This window comes from Nitrososphaerales archaeon, assembly GCA_032906765.1.
Classification (GTDB): domain Archaea; phylum Thermoproteota; class Nitrososphaeria; order Nitrososphaerales; family Gagatemarchaeaceae; genus DASPPF01.
Window position 1 is genome coordinate 159,663 of record JAJTZB010000003.1, and the last position, 22,667, is coordinate 182,329.

The 22,667-nt window shown below is 59.0% G+C and carries 20 protein-coding genes; 8 read left to right on the forward strand and 12 right to left on the reverse strand.

Features of this window, described 5'->3' with window-relative positions:
- Nucleotides 1-3: 3 nt before the first annotated feature.
- From LYZ69_04625 to LYZ69_04655, 7 genes are read right to left on the reverse strand one after another with little or no spacing between them, the layout of a single operon-like run.
- The gene (locus LYZ69_04625) at nt 4-1,200 is read right to left on the reverse strand and encodes an aspartate aminotransferase family protein (GenBank protein ID MDV3277736.1); all 1,197 of its coding nucleotides are present in this window, start codon (nt 1,198-1,200) and stop codon (nt 4-6) included.
- 2 nt (nt 1,201-1,202) lie between these two features.
- Nucleotides 1,203-2,006, reverse strand: a complete 804-nt coding sequence (locus LYZ69_04630) for a [LysW]-aminoadipate/[LysW]-glutamate kinase (GenBank protein MDV3277737.1) — start codon at nt 2,004-2,006, stop codon at nt 1,203-1,205.
- Between the two features lie 5 nt (nt 2,007-2,011).
- Complete coding sequence (gene argC / locus LYZ69_04635; protein ID MDV3277738.1) at nt 2,012-3,073, reverse strand: N-acetyl-gamma-glutamyl-phosphate reductase; 1,062 nt, start codon at nt 3,071-3,073, stop codon at nt 2,012-2,014.
- A complete protein-coding gene (lysX, locus tag LYZ69_04640) occupies nt 3,074-3,925 on the reverse strand; it encodes a lysine biosynthesis protein LysX (GenBank protein ID MDV3277739.1) in 852 nt (283 codons plus the stop codon).
- Nucleotides 3,926-4,093: a lysine biosynthesis protein LysW gene (locus LYZ69_04645; GenBank protein MDV3277740.1), complete on the reverse strand. Its 168-nt coding sequence runs from the start codon at nt 4,091-4,093 to the stop codon at nt 3,926-3,928.
- Between the two features lie 8 nt (nt 4,094-4,101).
- Entirely contained in the window at nt 4,102-5,580 is a 1,479-nt protein-coding gene (gene argH / locus LYZ69_04650; protein ID MDV3277741.1) for an argininosuccinate lyase, read from the reverse strand.
- Nucleotides 5,543-6,787, reverse strand: a complete 1,245-nt coding sequence (locus tag LYZ69_04655) for an argininosuccinate synthase (GenBank protein ID MDV3277742.1) — start codon at nt 6,785-6,787, stop codon at nt 5,543-5,545. Before LYZ69_04655 ends, argH begins: the two co-directional genes overlap by 38 nt.
- Nucleotides 6,788-6,845: 58 nt before the next feature.
- Here LYZ69_04655 and LYZ69_04660 point away from each other — a divergent pair, with 58 nt between their 5' ends.
- Nucleotides 6,846-7,541, forward strand: coding sequence for a hypothetical protein (locus LYZ69_04660; GenBank protein ID MDV3277743.1), 696 nt, complete (start codon nt 6,846-6,848; stop codon nt 7,539-7,541).
- A 3-nt stretch (nt 7,542-7,544) separates the two neighbouring features.
- Here the strand turns inward: LYZ69_04660 and hisS are convergent, their stop codons facing one another.
- The 5 genes from hisS to LYZ69_04685 all read right to left on the reverse strand — a co-directional run bounded on the left by hisS (nt 7,545) and on the right by LYZ69_04685 (nt 12,801).
- On the reverse strand, nt 7,545-8,765 hold the full coding sequence (gene hisS, locus LYZ69_04665) for a histidine--tRNA ligase (protein MDV3277744.1): 1,221 nt from the start codon (nt 8,763-8,765) through the stop codon (nt 7,545-7,547).
- A 61-nt stretch (nt 8,766-8,826) separates the two neighbouring features.
- A complete protein-coding gene (locus LYZ69_04670; GenBank protein ID MDV3277745.1) occupies nt 8,827-9,789 on the reverse strand; it encodes a replication factor C small subunit in 963 nt (320 codons plus the stop codon).
- Nucleotides 9,790-9,906: 117 nt separating this feature from the next.
- Nucleotides 9,907-10,629, reverse strand: a complete 723-nt coding sequence (locus tag LYZ69_04675; GenBank protein ID MDV3277746.1) for an ABC transporter ATP-binding protein — start codon at nt 10,627-10,629, stop codon at nt 9,907-9,909.
- A complete protein-coding gene (locus tag LYZ69_04680; GenBank protein MDV3277747.1) occupies nt 10,630-11,388 on the reverse strand; it encodes an ABC transporter ATP-binding protein in 759 nt (252 codons plus the stop codon).
- Nucleotides 11,389-11,424: 36 nt separating this feature from the next.
- Complete coding sequence (locus LYZ69_04685; protein ID MDV3277748.1) at nt 11,425-12,801, reverse strand: ABC transporter substrate-binding protein; 1,377 nt, start codon at nt 12,799-12,801, stop codon at nt 11,425-11,427.
- 68 nt (nt 12,802-12,869) lie between these two features.
- On the opposite strand from LYZ69_04685, the gene LYZ69_04690 reads away from it, so the two are divergent.
- The 7 genes from LYZ69_04690 (at nt 12,870) to LYZ69_04720 (ending at nt 22,644) form a co-directional block, all read left to right on the forward strand.
- A complete protein-coding gene (locus LYZ69_04690; protein MDV3277749.1) occupies nt 12,870-13,967 on the forward strand; it encodes a branched-chain amino acid ABC transporter permease in 1,098 nt (365 codons plus the stop codon).
- A 1-nt stretch (nt 13,968) separates the two neighbouring features.
- Nucleotides 13,969-15,168: a branched-chain amino acid ABC transporter permease gene (locus tag LYZ69_04695; GenBank protein MDV3277750.1), complete on the forward strand. Its 1,200-nt coding sequence runs from the start codon at nt 13,969-13,971 to the stop codon at nt 15,166-15,168.
- Nucleotides 15,169-15,322: 154 nt separating this feature from the next.
- A complete protein-coding gene (locus LYZ69_04700) occupies nt 15,323-15,514 on the forward strand; it encodes a hypothetical protein (GenBank protein MDV3277751.1) in 192 nt (63 codons plus the stop codon).
- A gap of 92 nt (nt 15,515-15,606) precedes the next feature.
- Nucleotides 15,607-16,170, forward strand: a complete 564-nt coding sequence (locus LYZ69_04705) for a hypothetical protein (protein ID MDV3277752.1) — start codon at nt 15,607-15,609, stop codon at nt 16,168-16,170.
- A 1-nt stretch (nt 16,171) separates the two neighbouring features.
- On the forward strand, nt 16,172-18,220 hold the full coding sequence (locus LYZ69_04710) for a minichromosome maintenance protein MCM (protein ID MDV3277753.1): 2,049 nt from the start codon (nt 16,172-16,174) through the stop codon (nt 18,218-18,220).
- A gap of 18 nt (nt 18,221-18,238) precedes the next feature.
- Entirely contained in the window at nt 18,239-21,487 is a 3,249-nt protein-coding gene (locus tag LYZ69_04715) for a DEAD/DEAH box helicase (protein MDV3277754.1), read from the forward strand.
- Nucleotides 21,484-22,644, forward strand: coding sequence for an asparagine synthase-related protein (locus LYZ69_04720; protein MDV3277755.1), 1,161 nt, complete (start codon nt 21,484-21,486; stop codon nt 22,642-22,644). Before LYZ69_04715 ends, LYZ69_04720 begins: the two co-directional genes overlap by 4 nt.
- The last annotated feature ends 23 nt before the right edge of the window (nt 22,645-22,667 follow it).

Consider the following 22,667-nt stretch of genomic DNA (forward strand, 5'->3'; position numbering starts at 1 on the left):
TCGTCAACGGGGCCCGAGTCGCCTTACCTCCTCTGCACCCAAAACTCCTGCCAGCACCTCCAGCCCCATCTCTACTTGGCTATCCTCGATGACGAGCGGTGGGAGGAACCTGAACGTCTCCCTGCCCGAATACGCGAAGATTGCGCCGCGCTTGATGGCGTCCAGCAGCGGCTGGTGAAGGTCCACCCTCGTCTCGAGCGCGAGCATCAGACCCATCCCCCTGACTTCTCTTGAGAGCTTGGACCCCGAGGCGACCCTGGTGAGCCCCTCCTTCATCTTCCTCCCCTTGGACTCGGCCTTGGCTGGCAGGTCGTCGCTTCGAATGAACTCGAGGGTGGCAGAGGCGGCCGCGCAGGCGAGGGGGTTGCCTGCGAATGTGCTCGTGTGCTCGCCTCTCTTCAGGCTGCCCATGATCTCGCTGGTCGAGAGCGCCGCCCCGATGGGGACACCTCCGCCAAGACCTTTCGACACCGCCATTATGTCGGGTACAACATTCCAGTGCTGTGATGCCCACATCTTCCCTGTCCTCCCCAGCCCGGTTTGTATCTCATCTAGGATTAGGAGCGCGCCCTCCCTATCGCAGATCTCCCTCACTTGTCTGAGGTAGTCAGCCGGAGGCACGATGATGCCTGTCTCGCCCTGAATCGGTTCCGCTATCACCGCCGCGGTCTCCTTGTTCACGAGCGAAGCGAGTGAAGAGGCGTCGCCGTATTCAGCGAAATCGAAGTTGTCGAGGAGGGGCGCGAATGGTTCCCTGTACTTCTTGTTCCAAGTGGCAGAGAGGGCGCCGAATGTCTTTCCGTGGAAGCCCCCTTTCATTGAGACGAAGCGTTTCCTACTCGTGTGCCGCCTCGCCAGTTTGATCGCTGCTTCCACGGTCTCAGTCCCGCTGTTTGTGAGCAGCGCCCTGTCCAAGCCGCGTGGCGCGGCTCCCGCGAGCCTCTCGAGAAACTCCGACCTGGCGTCGTTGTAGACCGAGCCGTGGCAGGTTATCAGCCTCTCGGCCTGCTTCTTCACCGCCTCCACAACCGCTGGGTTGGAGTGCCCGACTATCGCGACCCCGTAACCAGCCATGAAATCCACGTACTCCTTTCCTTCTGCGTCCCAGACCGACGCTCCCTTCCCCCGAACAATCGTGAGAGGGAACTTCTGGAATGCGGACGAGCCGAAGGTCTCCTCAAGTTCCTGGTATCTGTCCATTTCTATGCTATCACCGTGCAAGTTCTGTGGGCCAGCGCGTTCGAGAGCGGTTCTTCCCTGGTTCCAGAGCAAATCAACGCTTCTTTGACGCCGGATTGCACTGAGTCGATGGCCGCCATCACCTTCTTCTGTATGCCGTAGCCTATCTGCGGCAGTCTCTCCACCGCCTCAGCGACTGTCATCCTTTCCACCAGCCTTCCGTCGAGAAGGACTCCGTCAACGTTCGTGAGGAAGACTACGGCATCAGCCGAAATTCCAGACGCGAGGGAGGAGGCCGCCCTGTCTCCGTCGATGTTGAGGGGTTCCGATTCCTCCCCCATCGCGACCGGAGACACGACTGGTATGTACCCGCCTGAGATCAGCATGTTGATCAGTGAGGAGTTGACAGACTCGACCTTCCCGGTGTATCCACCCTCGATTAGCACCTTTCTGCCCCTCTCGTCGACAACGACAAGCTTCTTTTTTCTTCTGCCCTGGAACAGCGAGCCGTCCAGGCCGGAGAGGGAGACCGCCTCCAGTCCTCGCGACTTGAGGGAGAGAACTATTCGCTTTGACAGCATACCACTCATCACCATGGTGTAGATCTCTGCAGTCTCCCTGTCAGTGTACCTGCTCCTGACCCCCTCTGGAGAAACGACAAACCTCTGCTCTTTGCCCAGCCTAGTGGCAATCTCCGTTACTGTATCCGCACCTCCATGGACCAGGGCGATCTGGCAGGTCTTTGCGAGCCTGGCCACATCATCCAACAGGTTGTCCGGGACGCCTCCCCTCATGAGGCTCCCGCCTATCTTGACGACGAGCTTCATGCTCCCTACACCGGGTGGAGGGGCGCCTGTGTCAACCCTCTCTCTTCGTCGAACCCAAGCATGAGGTTCATGCACTGGATGGCGTTCCCTGCCGCTCCCTTCACGAGGTTGTCTGTGGCCCCTAGGGCCACGATTCTGTCTGTCCTCTCCTCTATCTCGAAGCCGACGTCGCAGAAGTTCGAGCCTATCACCAGCTTTGGGTCCGGGAGTCTGAAGGGCCCCTTCTTCTCCCTGACCAGTCTGACGAAGCGGCAGTCAGAGTACGCCGCCCTGAACGCCTTCCACACTTCAAGAGGCTGCACCTTGACGCCGGTGAACATGTGGCAGCTGCTGAGTATCCCCCTTACCATGTTCACTGCGTGCGCAGACATCGAGACCTTCACCTCCTCGCCAGCCACTGAGGAGAGGACCTGCTCTATCTCGGCCGAGTGCCGATGGCCCGCAGGGGCGTAGGGCCTGACGACGTTGTACCGCTCGGAGAAGTGTGTGGAGACCGAGGGCTTGCCTCCCGCACCGGACGAGCCGACCTTGGCGTCGACCACTATCCTACTCTTGTCGATTGCGAGAGACTTCTCCTTCAGGAGCGGAGCCATGGCTAGTATCGACGTGATGGCCATGCAGCCAGGCGAGGCGACGAGCCTTGCTCCCTTGACTTGCTCCCTGTTCAGCTCAGGTATGCCGTAGACGAACTCCTCGAGGAGCTCTGGCGAGGGGTGTTCGTAGCCGTACCAGCGCCTGTACTGCGCCGGGTCCTTCAGGCGGAAGTCGGCGCTCAGGTCGACTACCTTCATCCCTGTGGCAGCGAGCTGCGGTACGAACTTTATCGACTCGCCGTGCGGCAGCGCAGTGAATGCCACTTCCGCCTTTTCTGTTATTTTGGCCTGGTCGTACTTCGTGAACTTGAGGTCGGTGATCCCCCTCAGGTTCGGATGGACCTTGAAGAGGTACTCGTCGTCGTGGCTCCTCGACGTCGCGACGGTCAGCTCCACGTCAGGATGCTGGAGGAGCAGCCTCACGAGTTCGCCACCTATGTAGCCCGACGCCGCGACTACGGCCGCCCTGACCATCTAGCTCTTCACCGTACTCGCCACGTACTCGACTATCTTCTTCGGTATGCTCCACTCCACGGCAGACTGCGCCCCCTTGAACTCCACCGTGTTGTTGACCTCGTGGACGACGTAGCCAGACTGGGATTCCATAGCGTCCACGCCCAGGACTCCGCCTCCGACGACAGAAGCTGCCTTGTGGATTAGCTCCTCGAGCTCATGATCTGGCGAGAAGGCCCTGGAGGTGCCTCCCCTCGCGACGTTTGTCCTCCAGTCGCCCTCGGCGGCGTACCTGTACACGCAGGCCACAATCTCCGCGCCGGCCACGACTGCCCTGATGTCCCTGGGCGGCCTTCGGATGTACTCTTGGACGTAGTACATGTGCTCGATTGGGTTCGGCAGCTCCTCCCTCAGCTCGACTATCGACTGGAGGGTGGAGTTGTCCCTCACGACGCTGACCATCCTCCCCCAGCTGCCGGTGAACGGCTTCAATACCAGCGGGAAACCGAGCTCCTCCGCCGCCTTCTGCACCATCTCTGAAGAGAGCGCAACGATCGTCCTCGGAGTCGGAACTCCAGCCTTCGCGAGGGCCATTGTCGTCGCCAGCTTGTTGCCGCACAGCTCTGCTACTGCGTACTTGTTGATCACGCTGACTCCGGCCCATTCGAGCATTCTGGAGAGGAACAGGGCCCTGTAGTGGCTGATGCACCTCTGGACGACGACGTCGCCGAGGTCTTGCGCGCCGCTCCTGGAGATGTCGAAGAGTAGTCCCTTGGCGTCGACCAAGGAAGCCTCGATTCCCACAGCGTCCGCTGCCTCCTTGAGCGCCTTCTCCTCCCACCTGAGACGGTCGAAGGCTATGCTAGCCCGCAATTACTCTCCCCAGTCCTCCTCTACCTGTTCCGCTGGCTTCAGCATCGCCGTTCCACCCTTGATTTCTGCGACTTCGTACTCTGAGCCGCAGTCCTTGCACGAGACAATCTCGCCGGTGATGGCGTCGTTGGGTACGGAGATTCCAGCGTCGCATTCTGCGCACTTCATGTCCATCTCTACTTTTTCACCTCCTTGGTTATCAGGTCGACCTCCCTCAAGAGCTTCTTCTCAGATGCGGCCAGGGAAGCCTTGAGACGCGAGAGGGAAGCCCTCGTTGCGTCGAGCGAGGCCGAGCGCCTCTTCAGCTCTTCAGGGATGAACCTCGGGTTGCTCCCCCCTTCTGTCGTGACGCTCTCTAGGTAGGCGGATGGGTCGAGGACTTCCTCGACCTCGCGCTTGTCCATCGAGATCTTCCTTGCAATCTTCGATGAGACTGATGGCATTCGCTTCGATACGGCCTCGGCGAATGGAACTCCTTCTTCCAGTGAGGCCTTGACGAGCTCGCCTACGATTGCGTGCGCCTGTCTGAACGAGATGCCGTCTTTCTCCACGAGATGGTTAGCCAGCGCCGTGGCAGTGGAGTAGTCGTTGCTGATGGACCTGCGTATTGCGTCGAGGTTGAACTTCATGGTCGACAGAGACCGGCCGAGCATGGTCACGGACGAGGTCGAGTCGGCCAGAGCACGCCAGAGATGAGGGGTCGTCTCCTGCAGGTCGAGGTTGTAGGAGTAGGGGAGGGCCTTCACAATCGCTGTGGCAGCCATCAAGCTCCCCATGACGGAACCGGACTTCGCCCTCGCAATCTCCGCCACGACGGGGTTCTTCTTCTGTGGCATGATGCTGCTCGAGGCCGTGTACTCGTCAGTGAGTTCAACGAACCCAAACTCCTTCGAGCTCCAGAGAATCTGCTCCTCTGCGAGCCTGCTGAGGTCGACCATCACCATGGTCGCGCACCAGATGCACTCCAGAACAAGGTCGCGTGAAGAGACCGCGTCCATCGCGTTTGACGTCACGCTTTGGAATCCGAGCAGGTCTGCGACCAGCTTCCTGTCTACCTTCACGCTTGTTCCCCCCAGGGCTGCGGACCCCATGGGCGACACGTTGATCCTGTCGTAGAGCTGGAGGAGCCTCTGGACGTCGCGCTGGAACGAGTCGAAGTATGCGAAGAAGTGGTGCGCGACGGTGACAGGCTGGGCCCTCTGGAGGTGAGTGTAGCCCGGGATTATCGTCCCACCGTACTTGCGCGCGACGCTCAGGATGACGTCCTGCAGGCCTGAGACCGCCTCGAGGAGAGAGACCAGCTGGCCGCGGGCTTCCATCCTTATCGCCGTGGCCACCTGGTCGTTCCTGCTCTTCCCCAGGTTGATGTATCCGGCCACGTCCACTCCGAGCGAGTCCACCGCCTCCTGTTCGAGCTGCTGGTGGAAGTCCTCGGCGACTGCGCCGGGTTTGACCACTGCAGGGGCGCTTGACAGGAACCTGAGGCACCTTGCACCTACGGCCCTCGGCACCTGCCCTGCGCGGACGAGCGAGACCATGTGCGCCATGTTCGTCCTGATCACGCGACCGGCGATTTGCCCGTCGAACGCCATCGAGGAGACGAAGGCGGTCGTCTCGTCACTTTGTTTCCTTAGCCTTCGCCCTCGGACGTCCACTCTTCCCCTTTTCCTCCTTGAATGAGGCCAGGCTCGCAGCTACTCTGGACTGCAGCCCCCAAAGCTCGATGAACCCGACTGCGTTCCTCTGGTCGAAGGTCGAGTTCTTGTTGTACGTCGAGAGGTCCAGCTTGTAGATGGAGTACTCTGAGGACCTGCCCACGACCCTCATGCCTCCCTTGTACAGTTTCAGCCTGACCTTTCCGGTGACCCTGTGCTGGGTGGCCCGGATGAACCTGTCCAGGGCAACCCGAAGAGGCTCGAGCCAGAGCCCGGAATAGACCAGCCAGGCCCACTCCCGCTCCACCTGGGCCTTGAAGGCAAGCTCGTGTCTGGTCAGGACGAGCTTCTCGAGGTCCCTGTGGGCCTCGATTAGCGTGACCGCAGCTGGGCACTCGTAGACCTCTCTGGACTTTATTCCCACCAGCCTGTCCTCCACGTGGTCGATGATTCCGACACCGTGCTGGCCTGCGAACCTGTTGACGTAGTCTATGAGGTTGAGAGGTTCCATAGACCTTCCGTTGACCTTCACTGGAAGGCCCTCGTGGAACTCCAGCTCCAGGTAGCCGGGGGTATCCGGTGCGTCTTCGGGAGGGGTAGTCCATTCGAAAGCGTCTGCGGGCGGCTCCAGGTCCGGCCGCTCGAGCGGACCGCTCTCCACCGAGCGGCCCCAGATGTTCTGGTCAACGCTGTAGATTGACTTCGAAGGGTTGATCGGGATTCCGCGCTTCTGCGCGTAGACGATTTCCTCGTCTCTTGTCATGTTCCACTCCCTCACGGGCGCTATGACCTTGATCGAGGGATTCATCGCCCGGACGGTCACGTCGATGCGGACTTGGTCGTTTCCCTTGCCGGTGCAGCCGTGCGCCACTGCGAACGCGTCTTCCTTCTCCGCCACCTCCACGAGCTTCTTTGCTATCAGGGGCCTACCGAGGGCTGTGCTGAGGGGGTACTTCCCCTCGTACATGGCGTTCGCCTCGATTGCCGGGAAGACGTAGTCAGATACGAACTCCTGCCTCGCGTCGACGGTGTAGTGCTTCTTCGCCCCGATCGCGTAGGCGCGCTTTGCAATCTCATCGAGGTTGTCCTGCTGCCCCAGGTCCAGCGTCAGCGTGACGACATCGACGTCATACTTCTCCTGCAACCACTTTATGCAGACTGAGGTGTCTAGACCTCCAGAATACGCAAGAACTACGGCCCTGCCCAATCTTGACCCGAGCGTGGAGCAAAGGCTTTTATAGATTTTGGCCACGTCTGACCTAAGATTGGCTCGACGTGACCCGAAACTGGTCAAAGCCAGCTCGATATCAGGGGCTGTCAGGGACGAGGTCAACTTCGACCTTTCAGTGCAGGACGCATTGGTGAGGGACTACGTCAATCTGAGCGCACTAGCGAGGATGCTCGTCCCCAAGGTGGCGGCGAGGACAGGGACGCGTGTCAACGAGGAGAGCGTGATCACTGCCCTCAAACGCCTGAGGGGCTCCTACTCGCCTGCGTCCCACGAGATAGGGAACGTTGTCGCCGGCAGCGTCGTCAATGTGAGGACGCACGTCTCCAAGATGTCCGTCGAGAAGACGAAGAGGACGCTGCGGGTGGTCGGGTCGATGTTGTCGAGCCACCAAGAGGACTTCATCCAAGTCTCGGAGAGCCTTTCCTCGATCACCCTGATATTCGACCAGCGGCTCCACAGGAAGGTGAAGAGGGAGCTGTCGGGTGGAGAGGTGCTCGAGGAGGGGGACGACTACGCAGCGATAATCGTCCAGAGCCCCGACGAGATAATATCCACGCCCGGCTGTCTTATTGCATTCTACAACCAGCTCTCGAGGAGGCACGTCAACATTGAGGACACAGTCAGCTGCCACACGGACACGATCATGGTGGTCAAGATGCGCGAGGTCGGTCGGGCCTTCGAGGCCCTGACAGAGCTGATCAACGAGGAGAAGAAGAGGGCCGAGTCGTAGCGCTCAATGCAGCGCCTTGATGTGGGCCAGAGCCTCATCGAAAGGAATCTGCCGCTCGCTTCTGTCGCGCATGTCGCGGAGTGTTACCACGCCTGAGGCGACCTCCTTCTTGCCGACAATCAGCGCCCACCTCGCGCCCATGCCGCTGGCCTCCTCCAACTGCTTCCCAAGGGGCTTCTCTTGCAGCGCTGCCTCGGCCCTGATTCCTTCCGACCTGAGCCCTGACAAGAACCTCAGCGCGCTCCCGTAGACGTCCCTGCTCGCGAACGCAACGTAGGTAAGCGAGTCGGCCTGTCTCCCCTCTTTGGAGAGCGATAGGACTGCCCTCTCTATGCCGCCCGCGCAGCCGGTGGCCGAGAGCTCTGGCCTTCCGAAGACCCTGGGCAGAAGGTCGTACCTCCCTCCCCCGCACAGCGACCCCAGGTCCGGGTGCGCCCCGTCCACGATTTCGAAGACGACGCCTGTGTAGTAGTCGATTCCCCTCACGATGCTGAGGTTGAACTCGAAGTTCTTGACGCCCCGCTCCGTCAGCCTGTCCTTCAACTCGCCCAGACCGTCTGCCGTGGGCAGCTTGAGCTCGCCGAGCTTTGAGAGAATCTTCTCGGGCTGGCCCCTGAGCCCGCCGAACTCGAGCAATCTCTCGATGTCAGCGCTGGAGTACCCCTTCTGCGTGTACTCCTTGAGGAGCTCACCTCGGGTCTTCTTCTGGACCTTGTCGAGGGCCCTCATCAAGTCGAACATCCGCTCACCCGCTTCCATCTTCAGCTCCCTCTCGATGAACTCTTGGACGACCCTTCTGTCTCCTATCTCGACGACGTCGCCACCCAGCCCGAGTCTGTCGAAGATGCTCCTGCCGAGGTCTATCACTTCCGCGTCCGAGTCTATCGACGGCGTTCCGTAGATCTCTGCGTCCCACTGCGTGTGGAACCTGTACCTCGCGTGTTGCGGCTCGTCGTACCTCCAGACCCCGCCTGCGCAGGCGAGCTTGACCGGCGGTTTCAGGTCCCTCCTCGAGCAGACGTACCTCGTCATCCCGACTGTGAGGTCGAACCTGAGCCCGACGTCCCTTCCCCCCTTGTCCTTGAATGAGTAGATCTCCTTGTCCACCTCTGCGCCGCTCTTGGCCCTCAGTACGGACAGGTGTTCAATCGAGGCCGGATCCATCAGCTTGAAGTTGAAGAGGGTGGCGGTCTCCTGGAATGTCCGCTGAACCTTCGAGTGCAACTCGTATTCATCTGGTTCGATGTCCCGGATGCCCCTTGGGAGAGAGAGGTCCGTGCCAACCTCACTTCCGCTTCAGGGCAGAGAGTTCGGCGAGCATCGCCGTCAGCTGGAGCTCGGGCTGAGCGCCCTGGACGAGGCGGAAGTCGTACTCTGCCATGATTGAAATCGCCTTTCCGATGTCATCCAACTTCGCGGAGTTCAGCGCCTCGTTCGCGTACTTGAGGAAGTCGCGCTCTGGGACTCCGTAAACCCTCGTCATTTCGACCATTCCAGCCCTGGCGCCATCGAAGTCTCCGTTCAGGGCGAGCTTGATTATGTCCGCGACCCTGGTCTTGACCGCCGCCCCAGTCACAGACTTCACGCTCTCCATTGTCAATTCGCCGGAAACGGACGCGGCCTGCAAGAGGTTGATTGCCTGTCTAAGGTCGCCCTGCGTCGCCTCGAAGACCTCACCGAAGACACTGTCGCTCGATGCCTTCACCTTCTCCTTCTTCGCTATCTCCTTGAGGTGGGTGACAACAGCCCCCTCGTCCAGCCTCTGGAACCTGAATATCGCGCACCTGCTCTGCAGGGGCTCTATTATCCCGGAGGAGTAGTTGCAGATTAGGATGAAACGGGTGAATGTCGAGGTCTCTTCCATTATCCTCCTGAGGGCGGTCTGTGCATCGCCTGTCATCTCGTCCGCTTCGTCCAGCACGACCAGCCTGAATGGGACGCCCTCCCTCCTGTCAGAGAATCGGGCGAATGTCTTCACCCTCTCCCTCACCATGTCGATGCCCCTCTCGTCGCTCGCGTTGAGCGAGAGGGTGTAGTCCCTCCACAAGTCGCCGAGTATCTGCTTCGCGATTATCAGCGCTGTCGTTGTCTTTCCTGAGCCAGGAGGACCCGCGAAGAGCAGATGCGGAAGCTCCGCCTTCTTCCCGATCAGGAGCTTGAGCCTCTGTTTGACCCCTTCCTGGTCGACGAGCGCGTCCAGGCTCGCGGGCCTGTACTTCTCAATCCACATCAGCTGTTCAATGGGCAATCAAGTCAACACCTTGGACGAGGATATCTTCTCCCCTGTTCTCCAATCCGAGTCGACGAGACTTCTTATTTATTCATTGCAAGATGGGAGGCCAAAGGCGGGGTGGCTTGTTTCGCTTCAGGCCTGGGCCACCTTTATCCCGAGGTAGAGCTTGGCAAGCTCCCCGTGAGTCAGCAGCTCCTTGGCCGTCCCCACGAACGCGTTCTTCCCCCCCACCAGCAGGTAAGCTGCGTCGCCTACTTCGAGCGCCCTTCGTGCGTTCTGCTCGACAAGCACAATCGTGAGACCTCTCTCCTTGGCAAGCGTCGCGATGGTCTTCAGGACCTGGGTGGCCAGCTTGGGCGAAAGGTTCGCGGTGGGCTCGTCGAAGAGGATGACCTGGGGCTTGCGGACGAGAGCCATAGTCATTGCGACCATCTGTCGTTCCCCGCCGCTCAAATTGATAACTTTGGACTTCATGTAGTTCTCCAACTGAGGGAATATGCTGAACGCGTCCTTGATCCTGGAGTCAAAGTCGCTCTTTGATACAGTGTAAGCCGCCATCTTGAAGTTCTCGGACACGGTCAGCTGTGAGAATGTGCTGTCCGTCTGGGGCAAATAGGCTACGCCCGACCTGGCTATGACATGTGATGGTAGGCCCGATAGGGTCTTGCCGTCGAGAGTTACAGTGCCGTTGTACATTGTGGTCAGGCCAGATATCGTCTTTAGCAGGGTGCTTTTGCCTGACCCGTTGGGGCCGACCACAACTGTTAGCTGGCCCGGGCTTGCATCAAGCGAGATGTCTGATATGATCTGAAGTTTTCCGTAGCCTGCGGAGACGCCTTCGACCCTGAGTGACATCTAGGCCCCCAGATACGCCTCGACGACCTTCGGGTCGGCCATCACGAGCTCTGGCTTACCAGCCGCGACTACCTTGCCAAAGGCCATCGCGGTGACAGTGTCGACGTAGCTCAGCGCAATGTCCAGCCTGTGCTCGACGATGAGGAAAGTGACCCCGAGGTCGTCTCGCAGCTTGAGTATCCTCCCGAAGATTTCGTGGGCCAGGGTGGGGTTTACCCCCGATATCGGCTCGTCGAGTAGAATGAGCTTCGCGCCACTCATCAGCACCCTCCCCATCTCGAGGAGCTTCATCTGTCCGCCGCTCAGGTTCAGGGCGGGGATGTCCCAGACTTTGCTCAGGCCCAAGAGCTCCAAGAGCTTCAAAGCCCTCTCGGTCGCATCAGTTTCAATCTTGACCCATCTTCGCTTGAAAAGCGACTTCAGAAAAGATTCCCCCGGGTTGCCCTTCTCCGCCACAAGGACGTTCTCAAGCACCGTGAGTTTTCCGAATAGGTTCGGAATCTGAAAGGTGCGGGCAAGCCCCAGCCCGTAGACCTTGTAAGGAGGAAACCCAGTGATGTCTGTGCCATCAAAGGTCACTCTTCCGGAGTCCGGCTTGTAGAACCCGCTTACGGCGTTTATCAGGGTGGTCTTGCCGGACCCGTTAGGGCCGATAAGGATGTTTACCCTCTTTGCATCTACGTCGAGTGTAACTCCGTCGAGCGCGTGAAGTTTCCCGAAGGACTTGGAGAGTTCCCTTACTTCCAGGAACGACGCCATTAACTATCACAAAAAGAAGATGGGGGATCTCTTAGTTTACGGTGGGCTAGTCCAGGTGACGGTATCTGTGTTGTAGTCCCAGGTTCCCGCTAGAACCCAGGTGAACGTGCTGCCGCTGGGAACGACCTTCCAGATCTGGTATGAACCAGGGATCCTGTCGTTTCCAGAGAGCCCTTCCCAGCCAGTTAGGCCGTAGAAGCTGTTAGCCACTGTGGGGAACACAGCATGGATAGCGGTCCCATCGTTTGCCCCTGCTGAAAGTATTGACAGAGCTGCTAGCCAGACGTCGTCGTAGCCTTCCAGTGTGTAGAAGACTCCGCCGCCTACGATGGCTGCAACCTGAGATGTGCCCGCGTACTGTTTGAAGAAGGCGATTGTCTTGCTGTTGTTGACTACGTTGAATAGCGTCGAAGGTAGTTTCACGTGTGAAGTGTATTGACCCACGGTGGAGTTGCTCAAAAGCGAGTTCTGAGCTGTGCCATCGCTGCCAAACCACGGCACAGCGTTGTAGATTGTTGGGCTTTGGGTCGACGCCTGCTTTAGCATCGTTCCAATCTCTTGGAATGACACAGCGACTATGGACACGTGTCCTGCGTTCGCTCCTGTATTGAGTGTGTTGTAGGCAGTGGTCATTTGAGTGATGAGAGCTGAGAAGTCTGTTGTGGCCGGGTCGTACTTGAACGGACCCGCAATGTTGGCCGCAGCCATGCCGTCTTGCTTAAGGAAGCTCACGGTTGCGTTCGCCAGCCCGCCGCCGTACGTGTCGTCCCTGTTGACGACGATGGCTGCCTTTGCACCCTGCGTCAATACTTCACGAGCAATTCCCTGCCCCTGGGCCGCGTCGTTGGGCGCGGTCCTGAACAGGTAGTTGTTCGTGACGTCAGTTACGTGCAAAGCAGGAGACGTCGAGGATGGGCTGATGAGCACAATGTGGTTGGAGTTCGCGTATGCGAGAATCGCTCGTGCCGCCCCGCTGTTAAGCGGACCAACCACGACGCGGATTCCTGAAGCATACATAGCTTGCAGTTCAGACAGCGCAGTCGGTCCGTCCAGCTTGTAGTCTTGGTTGTTCAGAGCGAATGTAAGTTTGCAGTTGGCGCTCTTCAGGTAGGTATTGACCTCCTGAATCGCGAGTTGCTCTGCGGCGAGGTCACCCTTGCCTTGGGCCGAAAGGTCGGCGCTAAGGTCGTTCAGTGCCCCTATTGTAATTGTTTGGCCATTGCATAGGCCTCCTGTGCCAGTGACTGTGGTTACGCCGCCAGTGACGGTGGTTACACCGCCGCTGACTGTTGTCGTGCTTACGCCACCGAGACCGATCGATGGAGCAGCAGCGTAGATTAGACCTGCACCAATGAGAAGTCCCACGATAAGAGATCCGAAGACTGTTGCAGTAGATGCCCCTCTCTTTTTCAACGGAGTGTAGGTGGTCGTTGAGAAAGTATTTTAAGCCTTTGTAGGGTCTCAGGCGGAGTTTCCAGCCTTTGGTTCCATCGTACGTGGTCGCATCCGTCGTATACGGAACCTTCTTCGCTCTCATGGCCATGGGTCTGACACTGACTTACCTGACGACGAAAGTGCCCAATTTCGCCTACGGCTCCTTTGTCACCATCGGGCTCTACACCGCGTACCAGCTCGACACCCTCAACCACCTAACACCATATGCGGCCAGTCTGGTTGCATTCGTTGTTGCAGGGGGAGCGGCCGTCCTCATGTACGTGGGCATTCTGCGCCCACTGGCCAACAGGGGCACCCCGCTCGTCGCTCTCATGATAGCCACATTCGGAGTCGACATAGGGTTTATCGGCGTCTTTGGTATCTACACTGACTATCTTCAGTCGCGCTACAAGCTCGTTGATGCTAAACAGTTCTATTCGCTTCCCGGCGACTTCAACCTCCTCGGTGTGCAAGGGGTTGTCGTGGTGGCACCGGTCGTCCTTGCCCTGATTACGCTCATGCTCTTCCTGTTGTTCACAAAGACGAAATTTGGGGTGGCGATGAGGGCTTCGGTAGAGAACCCGCCGTTGGCTAGGGTCTTGGGCATTAATGTCGAGCGGGTCTACGTGGTGTCTTGGCTGCTCGCAGGTGGATTCGCGGGGCTCGCGGGGGCTCTCTACACGTTGTGGCTCCCGGGCGGAACGAGTACTGGTTCTAACCTGATTGTGGAAATCTTCGCATCAAGCGTCCTGGGAGGTCTGACCAGCATCTTCGGGGCCGTCATGGGGGGCCTTGTAATCGGGGCAAGCGAGGACTTGGTTACGACCGGTTTGGGCCTTGGATTCGGCTATGCTGGGGCGGGGCTCATTGCTGCTCTGGCCATTCTTATCGGAGTCTACCTCCTCAGGAAGAAGAGGACTGGCCCGAGGGTCGTGGCGGCGATACTGGGGCTGCTGGCAGCCTACATCATCGTCGAAATGGCCACCGGGTTTTCGACTGACGTATTCGTTCAAGGCTTGGTCAACGGCTTCGGTCCTAATGTGACGCCCTTTCAGAAGGGGATTCCGCTGCTGATAATGGTAATCGCTTTGATGGTCCTCCCACAGGGCCTCGTCTCGATCAAACTTAGGAGATCGAAGAAATAGTTTGGGGCTTCCACAGGTTCTGTTCTTCGGCACAGACCTCGTGAGCTTTGGTCTGAGCTTCCTGAACTTCTATGCGCTCTATTTCGCGATAAGCCTATCCCTCAACCTAGAGTTCGGGTATACCGGCATACCCAACTTCGGCAAGGTGATGTTCATAGCGGGCGGAGCAGCGTTTGCAGGTTCGATCTCCGGAAGGCTGGCAGCGTACGTCTACGGCGTCGGTGTCCACCGTGACTTCATCATCTTCAATACCCAGATTATCAGCGATGTGAACGCCAAGCTGACGACCGACCCGGCTTTCGCGGTCGGGCTCACGGTATTATCGCTGCTGGTCGCCGCCGGTGTCGGCGCGCTCCTCGGGTACCTGTCCTCGTATCCGGCAATACGCCTGAGGGAGGATTATCTCGGGATGCTGCTGTTGGGCGCGGCCCAGTTCTTCCAGGTCATCCTTAGGACTTACGAGCCACTCACCGGGGGTGCCCAGAACATAGCGGTACCCGATCCGTACGTGTATTGGTCATCCCTTGGTTCAGGGTACAGGGACCTGGTCGCTGGGTTGGTCGCCAGCGCGTTCGTGATAATTATCTTCCTTTACGCCGAGCGCGTGGCGAGGGCCCCTCTTGGAAGGATGTTGAGGGCAGTGAGGGACAATGAGGATGCGTCGAGGGCGCTCGGAAAGGATGATGCTGTGGTGAGGCGCAACATCCTGATTATCTCATCCGCAATAGCAGGCATGGCAGGAGCGATCTTCACGTTCTACGTTGCCTCAGTTGAGTACGATACCTGGACAAGGTTCGCGTGGACATTCTGGCCTTTCCTGATTGTCATCATAGGAGGGGCAGGCAACAATATCGGCGTCGCCGTGGGGACCCTTTTTTTCACGCTGGCATTCAAGGGTCTGCAGCAAGTCCAGCCCTATCTCCAGCCGTACATCTTCTTTGACGTCAACTGGCTTCAGGACATCTTGTTCGCGACCCTTCTCATAGTAATCTTGCTACTTCGTCCCGAAGGCATCCTTAGAGAAAGGTCCACGCCAACGCTTTCGAGGTCGAAGGTGTCCGCGTTGGTCGGCGCCCTGAGAGGCCAGGACAGCGGAGAAGAAGCGGAGCCTGAGAGCTCCTCAAGGCTAGGGCGGCGGGGGAGAAGGCTGTGGAAACTCGCCAGGCGCAGGCAGAAGTCAGAGGCCGAGGGCCCACCCTAGCTAGGAGACAGCAGTTGACTGAGGTCGACTCGAACGTTTATTGTCGAGGCACGAGTTCGCGTCCCGCCTTTCCTAATGTACGGAGATAGTTGACTCGGTTTCTTGAACGCAGAGAGAGCCTCCTGGGCAGGACAAAGGTCGTCAAGCGCTCGTCGTGATACTCCCAGTCAGGCCGGAGGGAATCGTCCCCGAGAAACCTACACCGACTCTGCCGAAGGGCGCGGTAGCGTCTGTTGCTGGCTCAGTCGGGGGACCGGCCGTCACGCAACGACCCTCAGCCGAGCATCGGCGCGGGGCTGTCCAACAGCTGAGGAGAATCGTCTCGCGCCTCAAGAAGCTTCCCTGACTCGGCGACCTACGGTGCAGTAAGTCTAATGAAAGGGCAACAGGCAGACTCCCAACACTTAATTATGCAGCGAAGGTTTCCGACCTTTCGATTTGGCAGACGGCTCTCAGGTCGTCAGGGATTTGTTCGAGCGGAGGGAGAGGGAGTTCCTCCTCACCAGGACGCGAGTCACGATGCGATCGTCAGTTGAGAACATAGACGCGGGCGACTTCAAGATTGAGAGCCTGAAGGAGGGAGAGACAGTGGACCTTCCGCGCTGGGTCGCGGAGGAGCTCGTGCAGCTGAACGTGGCCGAGACGCGGGAAGAGCCGTTCGAGACAGAGATATTCAAGTCGCTCAGCAGAGAGAAGATGATGGGGCCTCTGCAGCTCTCCAGCCTCCCACAGGACTTCTACCTGAGGATGAGGAGGCGCCTAGGCTACCTTGGGAACGGGATGAAGGACGGGAGGGTGAGGAGGGAGGACTACGAGAGGCTGAGGGGGGTCAGCTACGACTTGATCGGGATGAGGCTGAGCAAGCTCCTCTCGCTATCGAGCTCGTCTACACCGCTTACCTCCCTGGGAGACAAGCTGACGCCAGAAGAGAAAGAGTTCTTCACGGTGTCACAGTCCTTGTCGAGGGAGTGGAAAGGGGCGCTGCTCGGGGAGGGGGCATAGGGTGGCAACACTCGCCAGCGGCAAGCTCTCGGAGCTCTTCGAGGATTTCCTGAAGAGCGTGACGGACAGGGGCGGAAACTACGTCTACAGGACGAAGATATCCCAGCTCATCTCCACAGAGGGGAAGTCGCTGGCTGTCGACTTCGGCGACCTGTTGAAGTTCAACAACGACCTGGCGAACAGGGTTCTTCTCGAGCCCGACTCGTCGTTGGCCTCATTCAAGACAGCTGCCTTCGAGACTATGCGCAGCGAGAACGCGCTCTATGCTGACAGGATAAAGAGGGATTTGGTGGTCAGGATCAAGGGCATACCAGACCAAGTGCCCCTAAGAAAGGTGGACACGTCCCACCTGGACAAGATGCTCGCCGTTACAGGAATGGTCGTACGCACGTCAGAGCTGAGGCCGCTCATGGTCCAGGCTGCCTGGCTCTGCCCCAGCGGCCACGTCACATACCAGGACCAGGACGACCTTGCTCTCAAGCGGCCGCCCAAGTGCGAGCTGTGCGGCGAGGCAAGGAACTTCGAGCTGGAGAAGAAGCAAAGCCGGTTCATAGACTTCCAGATCGTCAGGATACAGGAGCTCCCGGAGGAGCTGCCCCCGGGCCAGCTGCCCCAGTTCTTCGACGTCAACGTCGAGGGCGACATCGTGAGTACCGCGAGGCCTGGCGACAGGGTCGTGATGACAGGCATCGTGAGGGCAGTCCCCGACTACGCGCTCGGCCAGCTGAGGACCAGGCTCTTCAGGTCGCAGATAGACTGCAACTACGTTGAGGTGAGGGGAAAGGAGCAAGACCAGGTCCAGGTAACGAAGGATGACGAGGCGGTGATCCGGAGCATCGCCGACTCCGCCGACGCATACGAGAAGCTGGTTGCCTCGATGGCGCCCACGATTCTGGGCCACGACGCAGAGAAGGAGGCAATCCTGCTGCTTCTCGTCGGTGGAACATCGACGGTTCTGCCGGACGGCACCAAGCTGAGGGGCGACGTCAACATCCTGCTCGTCGGTGACCCTGGAACGGCGAAGTCGGAACTATTGAAGTTCACGGCTCAAGTTGCGCCGCGAGGTCTCTTTGCGTCGGGAAGGGGGACGAGCGCTGCTGGACTGTCGGCAGCGGTAATCAGGGAGAAGAACGTCTTCATGTTGGAGGCGGGGGTTGTTGTCCTGGCCGACCAGGGAATCGCATGCATAGACGAGTTTGACAAGATGAGGCCCGAAGACAGAAGCGCCCTGCACGAGCAGATGGAGCAGCAGACTATCACAGTCGCCAAGGGCGGTATCTACGCTAGCCTGAATGCCAGGACTGCGATACTCGCAGCCATGAACCCTGTGCTGGGCAGATACAACCCCTTCCAGAACCTCACGGACAACATAGGAGACGTGCCAATCCCGCTGCTGACAAGGTTCGACCTGATCTTCGTGATAAAGGACCAGCCGTCCATCGGGGAGGACGAGAAGCTCGCCACACACATACTCTCCGTCCACCAAAGGAAGGCGTACCCCAAGCCGCCCCCAGTCGAGTTCGGCCTCCTCAGAAAGTACATCGCTTTCGCCAAGAAGGGGACCCCCTCGCTCACCAAGGAGGCAGTCGACAGGCTCAGGGAGTTCTACCTGGAGCTGAGGAGGAGTGGGGGAGAGGAGGGACAGATCCCGCCCACACCGAGGACACTCGAGTCCCTGATCAGGCTGGCCACTGCCCGGTCCAAGCTGCTCCTCAAGGGCGAGGTGGAGGAAGAGGATGCGCTCGCGGCTGTGGCCCTGATGAACAGGATGGTGCAGGACGTGCTGACGGACGCAACTACCAAGAAGACAGACTTCGGGATACAGCTCGGCAAGCCAGTAGGGGAAACGAGGAACCTAAGGTCTGCGATAGAGATTTTCAAGTCGCTGGAAGGGCCGGACAAGAAGCAAGTCGAGAGGAAGGTCTTCAAGGACGAGCTCCTGAAGGCGAAGTTCAGCGACGAAGACGCAGAGAAGATGATCAGGACGATGTTCAGGGAGGGATTGATATACGAATCGAAACCTGGACACTTCAGAAGGGTCAATGCGTGATCCCGGGGAGGCGGCCTGTTGAGGTTTGACGAACTCCAACTACCACCTGAGCTCCTCTCTTTCATAGCGCGTAAGGGCTTCGCCGAACTCTACCCTCCGCAGGAGGAGGCCGTGAAAGCCGGCCTGCTCGCGGGGAAGAACCTGGTCGTATCGAGTCCGACAGCCTGCTATGACGGGAAGACAGAAGTGCTCACTAGAACGGGATGGAAGTCATTCAAGGACGTGGACTCGAATGAAGAAGTCCTGTCCATGAATCCGAAGACATTCGGAATGGAGTATGTCAAGGCGATTGGCAAAGTCGGATACCCGTACACAGGAGTAATGGTGCATGTTGAGGGGAAAGAGATCGACTTCAGAGTTACTGCGAATCACAACATGTTCGTATGCCGCGAAGATGAGAGGAAAGCCAGAAACCCGTTATCGTCTCGACCCAATGGGCGACAACCGGCAAGGTTCGAGTTCCGCCCAGCTTGGGAAATCCACAGAAACTGGAAATTCAAGACCGATGGCATTTGGGAGGGGAGAGCGAGTAGATACTTCGAACTTCCTCCAATGGAGGTTCGTGGGAGATATCCTCGGTCACAAAGGCCCCTCCCAACACTCAGGATTCCAATGAAGCAATTTCTGAATTTCCTCGGTTGGTACTTGGCGGAAGGCAGCACAAAGCATGGTCATGGTGATTACGAAGTGACACTGTGCCAGAGAAAGGACCCCCGCCGCGCAAGGGAAGCACTTGCGAAACTTGGCATCGCTAGGGTTTACACAACTGGGTCGGAGCGTCATCGGCATTTCAGCATCAGCAGTCCTCAACTAGCGCGATACCTTTCTCAATTTGGCAGGACTTTCGAGAAGTTTGTTCCCGACTTTGTGAAGGAACTCACTTCAGATGAGATAAGAGTGTTTCTTGATTCATACCATCGCGGAGACGGGCATGTAGGGAGGGACGGGTCGAGTCCGGTATTCAACACCACCTCTAGGCGCTTGGCTGACGATGTCCAAGAATTGTTGCTGAAGGTGGGGATAAGCAGTTCGGTGAGGTTCGGAGGCCTATCGCCATCTCACAGAATGCCAGACGGGCACACCATCAAGTCAAAGCATCCAGACTTTGAGATCGCAGGTAGGCGATATTCGGAGCACGGAATCGACTACAGGAAACCGAGCAAACCATCCTTTGAGAACACCAAGAACGAGACGGTCTACTGCCTGACCCTCCCGAAATATCATCTCCTGTATGTGAGAAGGAATGGAAAGGCATTATGGTGTGGTAATTCAGGCAAGACCCTCACAGCAATCTTGGCCGCCTTCGTGAAGGTGAAGGTCGAGGGCAGGAAGGTCGTCTACCTCGCGCCACTGAGGGCGCTGGCGTCAGAGAAGTACGCGGAGTTCTCCGAGCTTTCCGAGTTCGGGATAAGGACTGCGATCTCTACGGGTGACTACGACTTGAGCGGTGAGTCACTGGGTCGGGCCGACATCATAGTGCTGACCAACGAGCGCTTCGACTCGATAATGAGGCACAGGGTGAGCTGGCTGCACTCCGTGGGGCTCTTCATCGCGGATGAGGTCCACCTAGCCGGGAATGACTCGCGCGGCCCGACGCTCGAGATGATTCTCACGAAGGTCATGCACCTCGGGCTCGACGCTCAGCTTCTTTCGCTCTCCGCGACCATAAGCAACGCGAAGTTGATCGGGGAGTGGCTGAACTCGAGGCCCATCGAGCTCGACTGGAGACCAGTGCCGCTCAGACAGGGCGTCTTCGACTACGGCAAGGTCGTGTTCACCGACGGGGAGGAGAGGCCGGTGACACGGTCCACCTACGGGACGGCCATCGACGTGGCCATGGACACGGTGAAGGGAGGTGGGCAGTCCCTAGTCTTCGCGGGGACGAGGAGGAGGGCCGTCAGCCTGGCAACGAAGGCGGCGGAGGTCACACAGAGGTTCTTGGACGATGACGAGAAGCGTGCACTGTCGGAGGCGTCCAGAAGGATACTGACATCGGGCGAGGAGACGAGCCTCAGCAGGCTTCTTGCTGAGATCGTAGCCAAGGGGGCCGCCTTCCATCACGCTGGACTCGAGGCGGAGCACAGGCGCATAGTCGAGGACTATTACAGGGCGAGATCGCTCAAGGTGATAGCCGCGACTCCGACACTCGCGCTCGGTGTGAATCTGCCAGCGAGGCGTGTCGTCATAGCCGACGTCAGTAGGTACGATGTCGAGCGCGGCGGCAACTCGGACATATCAGTGCTGGAATACAGGCAGATGGCTGGCAGGGCGGGGAGACCTCAGTATGACGACCACGGCGAGACGGTCCTAGTGCCGCCCCCGTCTCAGCCTGCGAGGCAGGTGCTGGAGCACTACGCGTCGGCGCTGCCCGAGCCAATCGAGTCGAGGCTGTCGGACGAGTCGGCGATGAGGATACACACCTTGGCGACTGTCGCGACTTCAGCCGGTCTCTCCAAGAAGGAGATTCAGGGACTTTTCGGGAGGACCCTTCTGGCATTCCAAATAGGTGAAGAGCGGGTCGGCAGGCTGATCGAGTCTGCTCTCGGTTATCTCCTGAGCGAGAGGCTGGTCGAATCGAGAGGGAACATCTTCCTAGCCACGGACTTCGGCAGGAAGGTCTCCATACTATACATCGACCCTGTCACAGGTGTTCAGTTCCGCGAGACGCTGAGGAAGACACAGCCTGGCAGCGACCACACAGCTGGGTTCCTCTACACGCTCGCAAACTGCCCAGACTTCGAGCCGAAGTTCCCCCTGAGGAGCAAGGACTACGACGCTGCCCTGGCGTTCATGGAGGAGCACGCGGCCGAGCTGGCTGCGAGGCCGAGCCGCACCTCGTTCGCCGAGTTCGACGAGGTTCTTCAGGGAAGCAGGACCGTAATGGCGCTCTATGGGTGGATCGAGGAGTGGAGAGAGGAGCAGCTGCTGACGAGGTTGGGAGTGGAGCCTGGCGACATGCATAGGGCCGTGGACAACGCGGACTGGCTCCTCCACAGCATGGCAGAGCTGGCGAAGCTGTTCAAGAGAGACGAGTCTGGCAGGGAGGTGGAGCGGCTGCGGAGGAGGGTGGAGAGCGGAGTGGCAGCGGAGCTTATCGAGCTGACCGCCCTGCAGGGCGTTGGCAGGGTCAGGGCGAGGTCTTTGTACTCTGCAGGGTTCAGGACGTTGGAGGACCTCAAGGAGGCGCCGGCTGACAGGCTGGCCCTGGTTGAGAAGGTGGGCACGGCAGTCGCGCGCAGGATCAAGGAGCAAGTGTCCAGGCTTTGATCAGGTGCAGCGCGTTCTTCCTGGCGCAGGACGTCCGGATGGCTGAGAAGGCGTTTCACGCAGCGGGGAGGATAGACAGGTCAGCAATGGACGTGCGGATGACCGAGTGCGCTGGCCTCCGGTTGGTCACCCTTCGCCTGAAAGACGGGGACGACTTGCCGGCTGTGCATGGCTGGCTTGGAGAGGAGTCTGGGGGTGAGTACAGCATCGTCGAAGAAGAGGGCGGGGCCGTTGTGGCGCGCCGCGACGCGTTCGGGACCAGGCCTCTCTACGCTGCCAGGTCGGGAGGGTGGTTCGCGAGCGACCACAGGTTCATCAGAGACGAGCCGTTAGAGGCGCTGCGTCCAGGAGCGAGGGTTGAGGTCGGAGCGAAGAAGAAATCTTTGGAGACGCGCGGGACAGCGGCGTTCGACGGCACCTTCGAGGCTGCCGCAGGTAGGCTCGCTGGACTAATCGAGACGTCGGTGAAGGAGAGGGTCAGCGGTCACAAGCTCGTGGCTGTCGCATTCTCAGGCGGCCTAGACAGTTCGATACTCGCAGTCTGCGCCTTGAAGCACGCGAGGATAATGGCATGCTCGGCCTTTGCCCCAGGTTCTGCAGATAGCAAGGCCGCGAGTGACGCTGCGAATGCGATAGGGCTTGAACTCGTCGATTCGGCGTTGGACAGACCGACTGTGGCGAGGGAGTTGAACGCGATAGACCTGCCATTCGAACCCTCGCCGATGGACAGAGGCCTCTGGTGCATCTACTCGCTCGTAGCGCGGTCTGCAGCGGAAGCCGGCGCGGAGTTCATAATGCTCGGGCAACTGGCGGACGAACTCTTCGGCGGGTACGCGAAGTACGAGAGGGCGCTGCGTGACGACGGGGCCGGACTGGCTGCGGCCATGATGAATTCCGACGTCTCGGAGTGCGGCATGAGGGGTTTCACCCGAGACGAGGCTGCCTGCTCCAGAAGTCTCGAGCCTCGCTTTCCGTTCGCAGACAGACGCGTGGCAGAGTTCGGTATGTCGCTCCCTGTGGGGTTCAAGATCAGGGGAGGTGTGCGCAAGGCAGTGCTCCGAGAGGCGGCCACCATGCTGGGCGTGCCTGAGGAAATCATCGACAGGCCGAAGAAGGCGGCGCAGTACAGCACGGGAGTCATGAAACTACTGCCCTGACTATGCTTTTCTAGTGCCAATCA

Bases quoted from the DNA above. Each gene is read 5' to 3' on its own strand.
- LYZ69_04625 (MDV3277736.1), bottom strand. From the start codon at position 1,200: ATGGACAGATACCAGGAACTTGAGGAGACCTTCGGCTCGTCCGCATTC.
- LYZ69_04630 (MDV3277737.1), bottom strand. From the start codon at position 2,006: ATGAAGCTCGTCGTCAAGATAGGCGGGAGCCTCATGAGGGGAGGCGTC.
- argC (MDV3277738.1), bottom strand. From the start codon at position 3,073: ATGGTCAGGGCGGCCGTAGTCGCGGCGTCGGGCTACATAGGTGGCGAA.
- LYZ69_04645 (MDV3277740.1), bottom strand. From the start codon at position 4,093: ATGAAGTGCGCAGAATGCGACGCTGGAATCTCCGTACCCAACGACGCC.
- LYZ69_04675 (MDV3277746.1), bottom strand. From the start codon at position 10,629: ATGTCACTCAGGGTCGAAGGCGTCTCCGCAGGCTACGGAAAACTTCAG.
- LYZ69_04680 (MDV3277747.1), bottom strand. From the start codon at position 11,388: ATGGCGTCGTTCCTGGAAGTAAGGGAACTCTCCAAGTCCTTCGGGAAA.